The sequence below is a fragment of the Gracilibacillus halotolerans genome (genome assembly GCF_014206945.1).
Lineage (GTDB): Bacteria > Bacillota > Bacilli > Bacillales > Amphibacillaceae > Gracilibacillus > Gracilibacillus halotolerans.
In genome coordinates this window covers 12,696-28,387 of sequence record NZ_JACHON010000005.1, presented here as the reverse complement: position 1 = coordinate 28,387, position 15,692 = coordinate 12,696, and the positions used below count along the sequence as shown (strand labels likewise).

General features: G+C 38.3%; 10 protein-coding genes and 1 pseudogene. 6 read left to right on the top strand and 5 right to left on the bottom strand.

Annotated features, from left to right (window positions below):
• Positions 1-198 precede the first annotated feature (198 nt).
• Together GGQ92_RS07835 and GGQ92_RS07830 are read left to right on the top strand one after the other, a co-directional pair.
• Positions 199-1,017, top strand: coding sequence for an AAC(3) family N-acetyltransferase (locus GGQ92_RS07835; RefSeq protein ID WP_184246743.1), 819 nt, complete (start codon positions 199-201; stop codon positions 1,015-1,017).
• An 816-nt stretch (positions 1,018-1,833) separates the two neighbouring features.
• Positions 1,834-2,070 (top strand): TM2 domain-containing protein, encoded by a 237-nt coding sequence (locus GGQ92_RS07830; RefSeq protein WP_184246740.1) that lies wholly within the window; start codon positions 1,834-1,836, stop codon positions 2,068-2,070.
• A gap of 69 nt (positions 2,071-2,139) precedes the next feature.
• On the opposite strand, the gene GGQ92_RS16520 is transcribed toward GGQ92_RS07830, so the two are convergent.
• Positions 2,140-5,064, bottom strand: coding sequence for a rhamnogalacturonan lyase family protein (locus tag GGQ92_RS16520; protein WP_184246737.1), 2,925 nt, complete (start codon positions 5,062-5,064; stop codon positions 2,140-2,142).
• A 296-nt stretch (positions 5,065-5,360) separates the two neighbouring features.
• Here GGQ92_RS16520 and GGQ92_RS07820 point away from each other — a divergent pair, with 296 nt between their 5' ends.
• The 4 genes from GGQ92_RS07820 to GGQ92_RS07805 all read left to right on the top strand — a co-directional run bounded on the left by GGQ92_RS07820 (position 5,361) and on the right by GGQ92_RS07805 (position 11,280).
• Positions 5,361-6,632, top strand: a complete 1,272-nt coding sequence (locus GGQ92_RS07820) for a purine/pyrimidine permease (protein WP_184246734.1) — start codon at positions 5,361-5,363, stop codon at positions 6,630-6,632.
• Positions 6,633-6,716: 84 nt separating this feature from the next.
• The gene (locus tag GGQ92_RS07815) at positions 6,717-7,916 is read left to right on the top strand and encodes an MFS transporter (protein ID WP_246384211.1); all 1,200 of its coding nucleotides are present in this window, start codon (positions 6,717-6,719) and stop codon (positions 7,914-7,916) included.
• 166 nt (positions 7,917-8,082) lie between these two features.
• Positions 8,083-10,638, top strand: coding sequence for a vitamin B12-dependent ribonucleotide reductase (locus GGQ92_RS07810; protein WP_184246731.1), 2,556 nt, complete (start codon positions 8,083-8,085; stop codon positions 10,636-10,638).
• 402 nt (positions 10,639-11,040) lie between these two features.
• The gene (locus tag GGQ92_RS07805) at positions 11,041-11,280 is read left to right on the top strand and encodes a hypothetical protein (RefSeq protein ID WP_184246726.1); all 240 of its coding nucleotides are present in this window, start codon (positions 11,041-11,043) and stop codon (positions 11,278-11,280) included.
• A 69-nt stretch (positions 11,281-11,349) separates the two neighbouring features.
• Here GGQ92_RS07805 and GGQ92_RS16685 read toward each other — a convergent pair.
• The 4 genes and pseudogenes from GGQ92_RS16685 to GGQ92_RS07785 form a co-directional block, all read right to left on the bottom strand.
• Positions 11,350-12,108: pseudogene (locus GGQ92_RS16685) on the bottom strand (LysM peptidoglycan-binding domain-containing protein); the annotation flags it as partial.
• Positions 12,109-12,129: 21 nt separating this feature from the next.
• Positions 12,130-13,500, bottom strand: coding sequence for a LysM peptidoglycan-binding domain-containing protein (locus tag GGQ92_RS07795; RefSeq protein ID WP_184246719.1), 1,371 nt, complete (start codon positions 13,498-13,500; stop codon positions 12,130-12,132).
• A gap of 179 nt (positions 13,501-13,679) precedes the next feature.
• Positions 13,680-15,179, bottom strand: coding sequence for a sodium:solute symporter family protein (locus GGQ92_RS07790; RefSeq protein WP_184246715.1), 1,500 nt, complete (start codon positions 15,177-15,179; stop codon positions 13,680-13,682).
• A 98-nt stretch (positions 15,180-15,277) separates the two neighbouring features.
• A complete protein-coding gene (locus GGQ92_RS07785) occupies positions 15,278-15,691 on the bottom strand; it encodes a Zn-ribbon domain-containing OB-fold protein (RefSeq protein WP_184246712.1) in 414 nt (137 codons plus the stop codon).
• Position 15,692: the final 1 nt, after the last annotated feature.

The following is a 15,692-nucleotide window of genomic DNA, read 5'->3' as shown; positions in this document are numbered from 1 at the left end:
GGTAGGGATATGATGTATCCTTGCCTTTTTATTTGCTATCCTTTAAAGGACATCCTTTCTAATAATGCAGTGATTCGCCTATGAAATAATGAATTTTATGTGACTTTGTTCACTTAGTTGAAAACGTTCTATTTGTTGGCGTAAGTTGGGTGGATACTCTATAATCATATAGGACTGTAACTAGAGGGGGACAAGAGAATGTATACAAAAACAGACTTTAAAAAACATTTAGAAGAATTAGGAATTAAAAAAGATGGTACTTTATTGGTGCACTCTTCGTATAAAAGTATTGGCGACGTTGATGGCGGACCTGATACTGTGTTAGATAGTTTATCAGAATATATGGAAGATGGGTTGCTTGTTTTACCAACACATACTTGGTCTTATATTAATCATAAAAACCCAATATTCTATGTGGATGAATCTCCAACCTGTGTTGGTCATTTAACAGAACGGTTTCGCAAGAGAGAAGGAGTTATCCGTTCGTGGCATCCAACACATTCGGTAGCAGCGTTAGGAAAAGATGCTGCTGAGTTTACGAAGGGTGACGAGAAGTTTGATACACCATGTGCGAGAGGATCTGCTTGGGGTAAATTATTAGATCGTAAAGCACAAATTATGTTATTAGGAGTAGATTTACGTAGAAATACGTTTATCCATGGAATTGAAGAATGGGTGGATATACCGGGAAGACTTACGGATACCCATGAATCTTTATATACTGTTTTAGAGGACGGAACAAAAATCTCTGTACCATCCAGAAGACATACGAGCACACCTTGGTCAGAGCATTTCTGGAAGGTCGATGATTATTTAGTGGAACTGGGAGCAATGCATATCGGTAAGTTTGGTGATGCAGAGGTTCGTGTATGTGATACGGTGAAAACGACAGAGGTTATTACTGAAATGCTAGAGGTAGATCCAGAACTATTTACGGATAATGAGCCATTAACGAGCGAATTCAAGCTAGCATTTGATGAAAAATGGTCAAAGCGTGAAACAACAAGAAGTTTATAAAATTAATAAGAGACGATTTGTAAAAATTAGATAAGGTATTATACATCTGGATATCTATTATGGTAGGTATCCAGTTTATTTTTTTGTGTAGGAATGATACAGTTTTCGAGGGTGTCAATATCGGATAACTCAGTTTAATATCAGATTCGAGCATGTCAAAATCAGATAACTCAGTTTAATATCAGATTCGAGCGTGTCAAAATTAGATAACTCAGTTTAATATCAGATTCGAGCGTGTCAATATCGGATAACTCAGTTTAATATGAGATTCAAGCGTCTCAATACGTGACTATTAAATACTAAAACCTTATGAGATATGTGTCTAGAGTGCTCTATCGCGAGTGTTGCAGTTCTATCCGGAGTGGAGGGTGCTCTATCGCGAGTAATTTAGTTCTATCCAGAGTGAAGTATGCTCTATCGCGAGTGCTCGAGTTCTATCCAGAGTGGAGGGTACTCTATCGCGAGTGCTTCAGTTCTATCCGGAGTGGAGAGTGCTCTATCATGAGTGTTTCAATTCTATCTAGAGTGAAGTGTGCTCTATCGCGAGTAATTCAGTTCTAATCGGAGTGAAGTATGCTCTATCGCGAGTGCTCGAGTTCTATCCGGAGTGGAGGGTGCTCTATCAGGAGTGAAACGCACTATTGTCCAATGTCGTGCATGATTCGTTTCTAAAGTAGGTTAATTCACTCAGAAAAAGGAATGTAACGTTTATTTTAGCCTAATGGTAATAACTGTTATGACTTTAATGCACTTTCCTTAATATTTTTTATGTGAAATAATAATAAAGATTGTTGTAAGTAGGGGGTGCAAAACATCATGGTAAATCAGAAGAGCATAGCTGTTGCTTACATTTTATGGTTCTTTTTTGGAATGTTAGGAATTCACCGATTTTATACGGGAAGAACTGGAACTGGAATTGTTCAATTACTATTAAGTCTTTTTGGTTGGGCAACGACATTCCTAATCATCGGTTGGTTTATCCTTCCTATTGTAGGGATTTGGCTTTTCATAGATATTTTCTTAATCCCTGGTCTATGTAGAAACCCGCGTTAATAGTATTTATTTAAATTATTACATATTCATTTAGAAGAGGCTCTCCACTCAGAGAGCCTCTTCTTCTGATTACTTATGTCTCTTTTTATCTGGACCGAATAGTTTATCACCTGTATAAATGTTTGGTCGCTCTACCTCATCCATACCAAATCCTAAGAAAAATCCGGTATGTGGTGGTTGATTATAAGCAACATTTTGCCACGCAACCGATAATCTGTACACAGGATCATGCATTAGCGTATGGATCTTTTCTTCTGTTATATCTGTCGTTGTATATATCCGCAGTGCCTCACTATCTGCTGTCGGCCAAATTACTTCTTCACGCCAATCACCTAAAATATCTGCTTGTAGGGAAGGGTTACCTTTTGTCCAGTTGTTACTTCGCGTTCCGTCTGCAGTTAATAGATTCACTAACTCTTCTTTTTCCCAATCCCATTTATCAATTTTTCCGACACCGTGTGGATCCGTATCAGGGTTAAAGGTATGATCGAGTAATTCACGGCCTAAATCTCCATCCCACCAAATTGCGTGGTTTGCCGATCTAGGTGTTTTTGTAGTAATCAATTCGCCTGTAACAGCATGTAATCCATTGCCGCTATTTCCATCCCAAGCAACAGAGGACCAAAATTCCGCTCCATCATAACGAGGATCTATATCCGCCGCGAGTCCACGTCCAACGTCTCTTGCTAAATCAACACCGAATATTTTCTCGCCAGACTCTGCGTCACGAATACCATAACCAATTGGAATGGAGGCATTCTCATGTACTTGGAAAATTTCTAATCCCGGACGATTTGGATCTAGGTCACTCACATGTTGTGCATCGCCATGTCCCCATCCAGTAGAGTGAAGACCTGTACCGTCATGATCAATAACTGCGGCACCATAAATGATTTCATCTTTTCCATCACGGTCCACGTCCGCTACTGATAAACTGTGGTTTCCTTGTCCAGCGTAGGCTTCATTACCTTCTTCATCACTGTCAAACACCCATTCCTCTGTTAACTGGCCATCCCGATAATTAAATGCAGCAAGAACAGACCGTGTATAATAACCTCGTGCCATTACAATGCTAGGTCGTTCTCCATCAAGGTAAGCCACACCTGCTAAGAAACGATCGACGCGATTTCCATATCCGTCTCCCCAATCGTTTACATTGCCTCTTGGAGGAATATAGTCTGTTGTTGCAAGTTCTTTCCCAGTTTCTCCTTCAAAAACAGTTAGAAATTCAGGACCGTCTAAAATGTATCCATTACTATTACGCCAGTCTGAGTTCGCATCGCCAATCACATTACCTTGTCCGTCAATCGTTCCATCTGCAGTTTTGAGAACGACTTCAGATTTCCCATCACCGTCAAAATCATAGACGAGGAATTGGGTGTAATGAGCTCCTGCACGGATATTTTGTCCTAAATCGAGCCTCCACAGCTTTGTTCCGTCCAATTTATAGGCGTCCAAATATACATTACCAGTATATCCTGAGTGGGAATTATCCTTAGAATTCGACGGATCCCATTTAAGAATGATTTCATACTCGCCATCGCCATCTAGATCACCGACGCTTGCATCATTAGCGCTATAAGTAAAATCCACGCCATCTGGTGTAGTGCCACCTTCAGGTTTATCTAATGGAATATCTAAATATTCTTGAGACCAGACTCCGACTTCTTTTGTTACTTTATCGCCACTACCTTTGATTACTTTCACTTGATAAGTGGAATCTACCGTACCATTCTCATCAAAATAGTTCGTACTGTTTTGAATCGGTTGTTTGTTTACTTTCTTTCCGTCTCTAAATAAGTGGAATTTAACATCTTTCGGATCTGTGCCAAGCATTTTCCACCCTACGTAAACACCACCATCAGAAGGTACAGCTACTAAAGCGCGATCTAATTTTTCCATTTGTCGATATAACACTTCAGTAACTGGTGATTCTGCTATAGCGGAAGGCTCGGATGTACCACCGCTATTAACCGCACGTACCTGATAATAATGGTTGTAATGGGTCAAAATATCTTCGTCTGTATATGTGGTGTCAGTAACTGTTGCGATTTGTTCAAACTTCACAGCACCGTCTGGATAATCGGCTGGATTATATTTTGCACGATAGACATGATAAGCCAAAGCATCATTTGCTTCTTGCCACGTCAAGCTAACAGAATTAAGTTGTGCGTCTGCTACTTGAACGTTTGTTGGTGCTTGAGGTGGTTGTTGATTTTCATCACGTAATAATGCAGTTACTTCATTACTTTTTTCGGTTTCGATTCCCGATGTATGAACAAGCGTAACGGCATACGTATATTCCTCCCCTAAGGCAACATCTGTATCTTCGTATAAAGATTCATCAGCTTGACCGATTTTTCGGAAATCCTGTTCTCCTTGTTTGCGGTAAATGTTATAATACTCCGCTGAGTCATTCGAATCCCAAGACAGGGTAACAGCACTTTCGCTATCAATCGTTACAGAATCAACCATGAGATTTTCTACCTTTGTTGCTGGCATAATTTCAAGACCATTAATACGACCATTTTCGCCAATGTCAATGACAAGCTTTCCATCCGCTATCGTGACATTAGCCAATAATTCTGCATAGTCACCACCACCAGATGTTATATTGCCATAATCCTCCCCGTTAATCACAAAGCTCGAACGGTTAAAAGCAATATCATCTCCAGCAATAATGCGGACAAAATAATCGCCATTTTCTAAATCAAGTGTAAACGAGTAGTCAGATCCAATAACAAAATCTCTTCTTAGATCATCTGGGTTACCCCTATCTCGATTATCAATTTCTTTACTTAGACCATATCCCTTTTCCTCGTCATAGACTAGCTGATTGTGCACTTGGGTATAGCCGTCTGCCACTGGACTAGTTGGCGAACCAAAATCAAATAAATAGGAAGTGTTGCTTTGTGCATGAACATTAGATGTGTTAGGCGGGAACAGACTAAAAACGAGCACGACGATTAGAGAAATAATTAGAGATTTTCTCAAAATAACACTCCTTCATATTTTGATAGCGCTTACAATTGGCTAGAAAAATTTAAGAAGCGGATGAGCTCCTCTCATTATGTACCCGGATACATAGTTAACGAATAGTTTAAATATTGATTGACGAAAAGTCAATAAAATCACTGATTTTTAATGAAAGACCTCTGAATTTTATATGCCGTTGAAGTGGTACTATTTTACATTACATTATATTCGTCGTAACATTTCTATAAAAGGGTATTTATAAAAAGACAGTCGGTAGAATATTTTTTTAGTTATATAGAGATGGAGATGGGAAGATGTTACGGACAAATTCGGTCATGGAAACGATTCAGTGGTTTGTATTTCTACTAGCTAGCACGGTAGCAATCCCAATAATTATCGCTAGCTTATATGAATTGAATTTTGTAGAGTTGTCTGGACTTATGCAACGGACATTTTTTATTGTCGGGTTGACCTCTTTGTTACAAGGATTAATAGGCCATCGACTTCCGATTATGGAAGGACCCGCAGGTATTTGGATTAGTATCTTCTCGGTAATGGCCGTAACAGGTGTACAAGGTGGAAATACATATACGGATTCGTTACGTTTATTAGAAGCGATTATGATTTTGACAGGTATCTTTTTATTTTTATTCGGTCTCTTTCGCTTAGCGCAAAAATTGTTGTTTATTTTTACACCACTTGTTACAGGGACCTTCTTTTTATTATTGACGGTACAATTAAGTGGTACGTTTCTCCAGGGGATGCTCGGTTTACAGGGAAGTGGAAGTACGATTCAGTTAAAGCAAGCAGGATTAGCTTTTCTAACCTTTTTCATTGTGTTAGGGCTCTCTACGTTTGGTAAAGGTTGGTTGAAAAATTATTCGATTCTAATCGGAATTATAATTGGATGGATTGCCTACACACTTTTCATAGGCGGACAAGATAGAGGAGAGTTCTCCTTATTTGCTCTACCGGAAATCTTTGCTTTTGGAACACCTACTTTTGACTGGAGTGCGGTTGTTATTGCGTTTATTACAGCAATCATATTAATTTCTAATCTTGTTGCATCTATTATTGCCATTGATCAAACCCTCGGTAATGATACAAAGGATTACTCGAAGCAAGTAAGTAAAGGTACGATGGTCGCTGGTATTAATCATGGTTTAGCAGGATTATTTGCAGCTGTTGCAAATGTCTCTTTATCAACATCTGCAGGTTTCATCGGTTTAACAGGACAAAAACGAAAAGCACCATTTTTATATGCGGCTTTATTATTAATGGTTGTTTCCCTATTTCCTCCATTAGTTTCCTTTATCTCAAGCATTCCTTCACCAATTGCGAATGCAGCTTTAATGGCGTCCTTTATTCAGTTAGTCGGCTTAGCGTTGAAGAATGTGACGATGGAAAAATTGGATCAAAGAAAAATAATAATCGTAGGTATTGCTTACTTAATCGGAATGGGATCTTTATTTTTACCTGCCGAAGTTTTTGCTGGATTACCTTCTATTGTGCAAAATGTTTTAGGAAACGGATTGCTTGTCGGAACAGGCCTTGTCATTATACTAGAACAATTATGGAAAGAATGAGACAGATAATTTCCTGTCATCGTTGAATCATATTATAATAGTTCATGCGCAAACATTAAATTTAACTAAAAAGGAGTCTTGTCATTGGAAGAGTCTTTGGTAAGTAAAGCCTCTGAGAACACCAAGATTTGGACAAAAGATTTCACTATTATTTGTGTTGCAAACTTTTTTATTTTTTTAGGATTTCAGATGACATTACCAACTCTACCACTTTTTGTGAAGGAATTAGGTGGTAGTGACCAAATGATTGGTCTAATAGTTGGTTTTTTTACTTTTTCAGCCCTTCTCGTTCGGCCAAATGCGGGTCATCTACTAGAAACGAAAGGGAGAAAATTTGTTTACTTAATTGGTTTGATTATTTTTGTACTTTCCGTTGGCTCGTTTGCTTTTATTACGAGTATCGTGTTCTTACTTATTATGCGCGTGGTTCAAGGAGTAGGTTGGGGATATTCGACGACTGCAACAGGGACCATTGCTACAGATTTAATACCAGCCCGCCGTCGAGGTGAAGGTATCGGTTATTTCGGTTTGTCAGGAAACTTTGCACTAGCATTTGGACCATCATTAGGCCTGGCGTTATATGGAAAGATTTCTTTTACATGGCTCTTTATTATTGCAGCAACGTTAGGGCTTATCGCTTTTATTTTATCTCATTTTATTACATATAAAGAGGTCGAAAAATCAGAGATAGTGAAAACAACTGCCAAAAAGAAGTGGGACCTATTTGAAAAGTCAGCGATTCAGCCATCAATCCTTCTATTTTTTATTACGATAACCTTTGGAGGGATTGCGACATTTTTGCCTGTTTACACAGAGCAAGAGCAAATAGGTGGGATAGAGGGATATTTCTTACTCTATGCTTTATTTCTGATGATATCTCGTGCCTTTGCAGGAAAGCTCTATGATAGGCACGGCCATATAGCAGTCTTTTTACCAGGAACTATGTTTGTTTTTGGTGCCATGCTGCTACTTATGTGGCTTCCGAGCGCCACGGTATTGTTTATTGCGGCGAGCATGTATGGGTTAGGTTTTGGTGCAGTTCAGCCTGCATTACAGGCATGGGCAGTTGACAAAGCGTCAATCAAACGTAAGGGAATGGCTAATGCTACCTTTTTTTCCTTTTTTGATCTAGGGGTAGGAGCAGGAGCGTTACTGTTTGGACTAGTTGCCTCTATGTTTGGATATAAAGAAATTTATTTAGCATCTGCTGTTTCTGTCTTGATTGCTATGTTATTATATATATTCCTGTTAATTTTTAATCGTAAAAAAGGTACGATAATTTAAAAGAATGAGGCATCCTATATATAACGGTGAAAACCCTATAAGTACACAATATGTTGTGACAAAAGGTATGATTTCATCAATATATGGTGTTTTAGGTTGATTTTTATTGGGTAGAGTTTTATGATAGTTAAAGATGATTATTTGCTCATGAGGGGAAGTCGAAAAGATGTATACTGAAAAATATATAGATAAATTAAATAAAGATATCGAACAATTTCCGCAAGTTTTTCCTGTAACGAAGGATATGTACATAACCCAGAGTGGCGTATCTAAGCTTGTATGGAAAGATCGTTATGCGTTTAAAGACATTGAATTAAAGACTTTATCTGTTGGAGATGAAGTAACGTTAACAGTAAAGGAAGACCCACAATTCCCAGCTAGAGGCTTAGGTATTGTAAAAAGCATTGACTACAATGAGAAAAAAGTAGTTATTGAAGTTGATGAAGAATGGCGTGGACCTCTTGCAGGGACAGAAGAGGAGAACGGTATCGTTACGCGTTTCTTTAGCCAAATTGAGAAACCGTTAGAGGTCTATTACGAGCAAGTTGCGAAGCGTAATGCTTGGGGATTAGCTGAGGTAGAAGAGACGGAAGAAAAACAACAAGAGTGGTTCAACAAATTTTATAACGAATTATCGACAATGAACTTTGTTCCAGCTGGTCGAGTTATGTATGGAGCAGGAGCAAATATTGACGTAACGTACTTTAACTGTTTTGTTATGCCGTATATGAAGGACAGTCGAGAAGGAATTGCAGAACATCGTGGTAAAGTTATGGAAATAATGAGCCGTGGTGGTGGAGTTGGAACGAACGGAAGTACATTGCGTCCAAGAAACGAACTAGCTCGTGGTGTAAACGGAAAAAGTTCTGGTGCTGTATCTTGGTTGAATGATTTAGCTGAGCTGACGAATCTTGTACAGCAAGGTGGAAGCCGTCGTGGTGCACAAATGATTATGCTTGCTGATTGGCACCCTGATATTATTGAATTTATTATATCTAAAATGCAAAATCCATATATTCTTCGTTTTATTATTGACACGACAAACGATGAGCAAATTAAAACACTAGCGAAAGAAAAGTTAAAGTTTGAACCACTATCTGTATTAGAAAGAAAACAATTAGAGATGGTTCGCGATTTAGTAGCTGAAAAACAGAGAAATAATATCGAAATTTTAACAGAAGAACAAGACGCTTATGATGAAGCAGTTAAAATCTTAAGCGAGGGTGGCCATTATTCGGTACACCAACCTGACTTCTTAAGCGGTGCGAATATATCTGTATGTTTAACCCATGAATTCATGGAAGCTGTAGAAAATGATGGGGAATACACACTTCGTTTCCCTGATGTAGCTTCTTATAATGAGGAAGAAATGGCTTATTATAATGAGAATTGGGACGAGTGTGGCGACGTTCGTGAGTGGGAAACAGAACACAACATGCGAGTAAAATCATACCGCAATATTAAGGCAAAAGATCTGTGGGATTTAATTAATATTTGTGCGACATATTCTGCAGAGCCAGGTATTTTCTTTATCGATAATGCGAACGACAAAACAAACGCGAAAGCTTATGGTCAAAAAGTTGTTGCTACGAACCCATGTGGAGAGCAACCACTAGCGCCATATAGTGTATGTAACCTTGCAGCGGTTAACTTAGCAAATATGTCTTCTTTTGAAAACCGTGAGTTAGATGTAGACAAGCTTGTGGAAACTGTTGAGATTGGTGTTAGAATGCAGGATAACGTTATTTCTGCAACACCATTCTTCTTAGAAGAAAACACAAAGCAAGCTTTAGGCGAGCGACGTGTTGGACTAGGAGTTATGGGTCTACATGACTTGTTAATTAAAATGGGTGTGAAATATGGTAGTGACGAGGGACAAAAAATAGTCGATCAAGTGTTCCAGATCATTGCTGAAACAGCATATAAAACTTCAGTCGAGTTAGCGAAAGAAAAAGGTTCGTTCCCATTCTTAAAAGGTGCGAATAAACAAGAAGAGCTTGAAAACCGTCAGAAGTTTATTGATACAGGTTATATGAAGGAAATGGATGAGGAAATCCGTCAAAGTATCCTAGAGCATGGTATCCGTAACAGTCATTTACTAACTGTAGCTCCAACAGGAAGTACAGGTACATTTGTAGGTGTAAGTACGGGATTAGAGCCATACTTTGCATTCAAATATTACCGAAGTGGTCGACTAGGTCAATTTATCGAAGTGAACGCTAATATCGTTGATGAATTCCTAGCAAACTTCCCAGAGTATACGTCTGACTCGTTACCTGATTATTTCGTAAGTGCGATGGAATTAGCTCCAGAAGCGCATGCAGATACACAGTGTGTCATCCAGCGTTGGGTAGATAGTTCATTATCTAAGACCGTTAATGCGCCAAAAGGGTATTCCGTGGAAGAAGTACAAGCAGTTTACGAACGATTATGGAAAGGTGGAGCGAAGGGTGGAACGGTATATGTCGATGGAAGCCGTGACACGCAAGTTCTTTCCTTAACAAAAGAAGACCGAAGCGAACAAATGGATATTTTTAAAGATAGTAGTGCGAGTTCGACAGCTACTGCAGTAGCAACAGAAGTCGAAGTAGAAGTTGATACAGTGACTTATGGATCTGAAATAGGTGACACTTGTCCTATCTGTCGAAAAGGTGTAGTAGAAGAAATCGGTGGCTGTAATACGTGTACAAACTGTAATACACAATTAAGATGTGGTGTTTAAATAAGCCTAGGACAAGAAGTATATTTCATAGTAAATACCGAACGAATTGTTAGAATTCGTTCGGTATTTACGCTTTTTTAATTACTTCGCTAAAACACTTCGCTTTTACCCATAGGGTATAACTCTGTGCAAAGAATACTTGCATGGTGATTCCTATACCTCCTTGTAATCCCTTGACTTGTGCTTATTCTGTAGATTACTATGTGTTTTGCCTAATCCTTATTTATATTGGTCATGGGAAAATTATGAGGAACGAAATTATTATCCCCTAGTTATTGCTGTGTTCTATTAGATTCATAAATAAATGGGTTATTTCCCATTATTTGTTGTATAATAGTGGTGTGAGGAGGGGTAAAGATATTTGCATTTATAATTTTGCTATTGTTACTGTTGGCTACTATTATGATGTTTTTAACTTGGCAGTTTTATAAGCGACATAATCGGAAATTATATAGCTTACTACTCTATCCATACATACTATTTTTCTTTTTCATACTTATCTACGGTAAAGAGGTATTAGATGTTCATGTAAATAATCAGATTTTTACAGTGTCATTAGCCTACTTTGCAATTCATTCTTGTTTATCACTCTACTTACTAAATAGAATGATGGATGAAGGTAAAAAGGTAAGTGAGACGTAATTAAACAAAAGATTCCTCAACATATTATAAATTCATTAATATGTTGAGGTAATTCTGAATTCTAAACTTTCAATTAGTCGGGATTTTCAAAACTTGCCCTACGTAAATCATATCTCCTGTTATATTGTTTGCCTCACGAATTTGATCAATGGTTGTATTATTTCTTTGTGCTATTCGATATAAACTATCACCTGATACAACTGTATAGTGGTTGTATTCCGGTTCATTGTCTACAATCGGATTATCTTCGGTGTTTTTATTCACTTCAGTGGCCGGTTGATTTTTTCCATCGACTTCTAAAGCCTGATCTTTTGTTCCATACCAAGTAGGATAGGCATTCCATATAGATGAATCTTCCTGACCAATACTCCAATGCCCAACCCCACGTATACCATATTCATTTACAAGCGAAAGCTTTGCTTGATACGATTGCTCATTTTCAAACCATACTGTATACGTCCCTGCTTTTAATGGTTTTCCAGTTACGTATGTGGATGGATCACCTTCACGGATAGTAATGACTGCTCTGGCACTTTGGCTTGCTTCATCAAAAGTGATCGTATGTTCATATTTAGAGAGCATTTCCTTTACTTGTGTATTGGAAAGACCATGTCCACCAACTTGTTGACCCTCTAACCAATAACGGCCGTAATGAGCCAATCCAAATACAATCTTATCAGCTTCTACTCCTTCATTTAATGCATACTGAATGGATCTCTCCACCCACGGTAAACTTGCAACTGGCCCTGGATCTGACCCGTAATAGCTTTCATCATAGGTCATCATCATTAGGTAGTCAGCATGCTGAGAAAGCTCGTAGTAATCATAAGCGCCATGCCATCCGACATCCTAACCATTCGGATTAGCGGCAACTGCGACAGACACTTCCTTTGAAGTAGGTAGCAATTCGCGGAGTAACTTCACGAAGGCTGTAAACTGTTCTCGGTCGTCGTGTGTAATATTTTCAATGTCGACATTTACACCATCGAGATTATACTTCATCACAGCATCTGCGATTTGTTGAGCTGTTGCTTCGTAATTATTAAGCATGGCCCGCCCAACTTCCCGGTCCCAATGATTACTTAGAAAAGGCACAACACGAATACCTTGTTGATGCATGTTTTCTACAAATTGTGCGTCAACTAAATGTGTTAATCGCAGTGATCCATCTTGATTTAAGTCAAAATAGCTAGGAGAAACAATATTAAAAGATCGTTCGGTACGTAAGACTTGATTCGTAAAAGATTTCACATCACCAAAATACATATAGCCTAAATTGACCGTCGCACTTGCAGAGACTGGAAGATACAATTGCTGATTTGGGTAAATGGTATCTCCGTTTAGTCGATTTAGACGTTTTATCGCTTCTACGGTAGTATTATAATGTTTCGCTATAAGTGATAAATTTTCGCCTGACTCTACGGTATGTGATAAAGTAACAGGACTAATTATTTCACTCTCATTACCAGCATGATCGGTTTGTATAATGCTAACAGAGTAAGCTTCGTCCATTGGAATATCGATATGGTAGACCCCATTAAGACCGACTTCGTGATTTATTTCTTTTATAACATTTCCATTTTCATCTACCAAGTGTACGGTGATGATAGAGAAGGGCTCTCCAGTACCTACAAGATTATAAACGATTGCGCCGCTTGAAAATGCATAGCCGCTTCGATTTACGACTGGATTAGAGATAGCTGTGTCTTTTTCAATTGTTTTCATTTCTGTTGTACGTTTATTCCCAGCTTCGTCGGTTTGAATGAGAGTCATTGCTATTGGTCCATCTTTCAAGGATGATAAGTCTACATTTACATGAAAGCTCCCGTTTTCAGCCAATGTATCGGTTGTTATAGTGTTTTCTCCATCCGAAAATTCGATTATAGTATGCACGCGTCCATCTTCCGTAGTCCCTTCAATAAGGAAGGACTCCATATTATGCTTATTGATGTAAGAATCTATTTTCACTTCTAATAAATGGGGTGCTACAGTATCTTTAAGGATCGTATGTTTATCCATTTGACCTTTATTTCCGAATGGAGAGATAGCTTGTATATTTAAGTCAATGGTCCCGTCTGATAAAGAACTGACGTTAATTGGGATGCTAAAATGACCATCGCCATCTGTTGTGACTGTACGATTAATCGTTGTACTCCCATCAGATAGTTGAATGTTCAATGTACTGTTTGGCGTAGCAGTCCCGGCAACTATATAGTCCATTTGGTTGGTCCCAGAAATTGTCTGTATAGCTTTCCTTTTACTTAGATCTTCATACCAGATTCGTCTATGGATTTATAAAAGAAGGGGAGAGAATTTATACAATAAAAAAACGACCAAATCCAAATTGGGGGGAAGGATTTGATCGTTTTTAACAAAAAGAAATGATAGTACCAACTACATTAAGTCGTTTTCTTTAAAACTAATTCTTTGTGACTTTCATTCGCAGTTAGTAAGCTCACGATTCCCATCGCAACAAAGGACGATAGGGAGGCAAAGAACATTGCAATATAAATGTTTTCTATTACATTAAATTGGGTAAATACTACATATAAACCAGCACCAGCAATCACACCAACAATAGCTCCATAGTTGGTTGCTTTGTTCCAAAAGTATCCTAGTGTAATCGGTGCAAGTAAGCCAGAGATGATGGCTGAGAAACTAAATTGGATTAATATCGATAAAGAATCAGGTCGATCTAGTGAAATCCAAAGTGATAATAAACCGACAAAAATAAGAGAGATTTTTGCGACATTTACAGATCTTCTGTCTAACGTTTCGCTATCCAGATTTTTATTGAATATAGGAGCTAACACACGATAAAAGTCATTACCAATACTCGTTGTAACTCCAAGGTACAAGCTGTCTGTACTTGAAAGGATAGCAGAAATAATCCCAACAATCATGATCGCAGCTATTATTGTCGGAAATGATTCGATGATATAAACTGGAATTGCAGAGTCTGCACTATCTAATGCCGGGAACAGCACTCGAGCGCCTAATCCAGCAAGTACGGTTAAGGCAGAAATAAAGAACAATACGAGACCAGCGGAAAATGTAAATGGCGCTAGCTCTTCTTCCGTTTCAATCGATAAAATTTTATTTAATAAATGTGGCATCAAAATAAAGCTAAAGAGCATAAATTGTACAGCTGCAATAGCAAGAGCACTATTATATGGACCAGCTTCATTCACGGCTGCCGTTAAGACAGGATCGATTGCATGGAGCTTGTTAGTTAACTCTGTAAATACATTAAATCCACCACCAATTGTCCAAAACAATGAAACGAGCAAGAGAATGGAAGTTATCGCCATTAAAAATCCTTGAATACCATCTGTCACCATTTGGGCGTAGGCACCACCAAGGCCGATATAAAGAACTGTAATTGTTACACCAATAACAATTCCCCATTCATAAGGAATCCCAATAATCGTTTCAAAAATCGTCGCTAAGCCTGCGTTTTGTCCTACGATATAAAAGATATTAAATAGAATTAAGATTGTCACAATGACTTGCAATGCTTTGGAATTGTATCTCTTTCCGAGCCATTCTGGAAGAGTAGATACATGACCAAATTTTTTTCCGTAACGCCAAAAGGTCTTTGCAAATAAGAGTAAACCAATCCAAGATACGCCAAAACAACCTAACGTATACCATAATACTGATGTTCCGTATTCATAAGCAAGACCTGGAACCCCGATAAAAAGGTTGGCACTTGAATAAGAAGCAGCAAAGCTAGCACCAACTAACCAAGGACTTACTTTTCCACGAGCTGTAGCAAAGCCAGACATGGAATTACTGTGTGAATTACCTTTCTTACCTATAAAAACTACTAGGCAAAAATAAGCGACTAATAGGATGGCAACCATCCAAAATAAAACCGAGTTAGATTCTGATAACATAGATGAATTTCTCCTTTATGTCTAGCTTTTGTAATAAAATTTCCAAATTATTAATCCTACAATTGTACATGCAAGAAGTAATACTGCATATAGTGCAATCATGATTGTGCCTCCTGTTTTTTGAAAAATGGCAGTGTATACGTACCGATTTGTTCATAAGAAACGTGTAACGGCATTCGATACGTTAGTTCTTCACTTGATACAAGAATGTGTGATAAGAGAGAAGGACCTTCTTCTAACTCTACAACGCCAACGACATATGGTGCCTTCGTTTGCCAAGCTGGATGACCTGCTCGATGAACGATACTCCAAGATTTTAAATACCCTTTGCCGGAAGCTTTCTTCCAAGCGAGATTAGACCCAAAGCAATGAGGGCAGTGAGCACGCGGATAAAAAATCCACTCTTTACAATCTTCACACTGTTGTATAGTAAAGCGATGATTTGCAACCTCATCCCAAAATGGCTTTGTTATAGGGTTCACTGTAGGTTCTGGAAAAGATATATTTTTCATT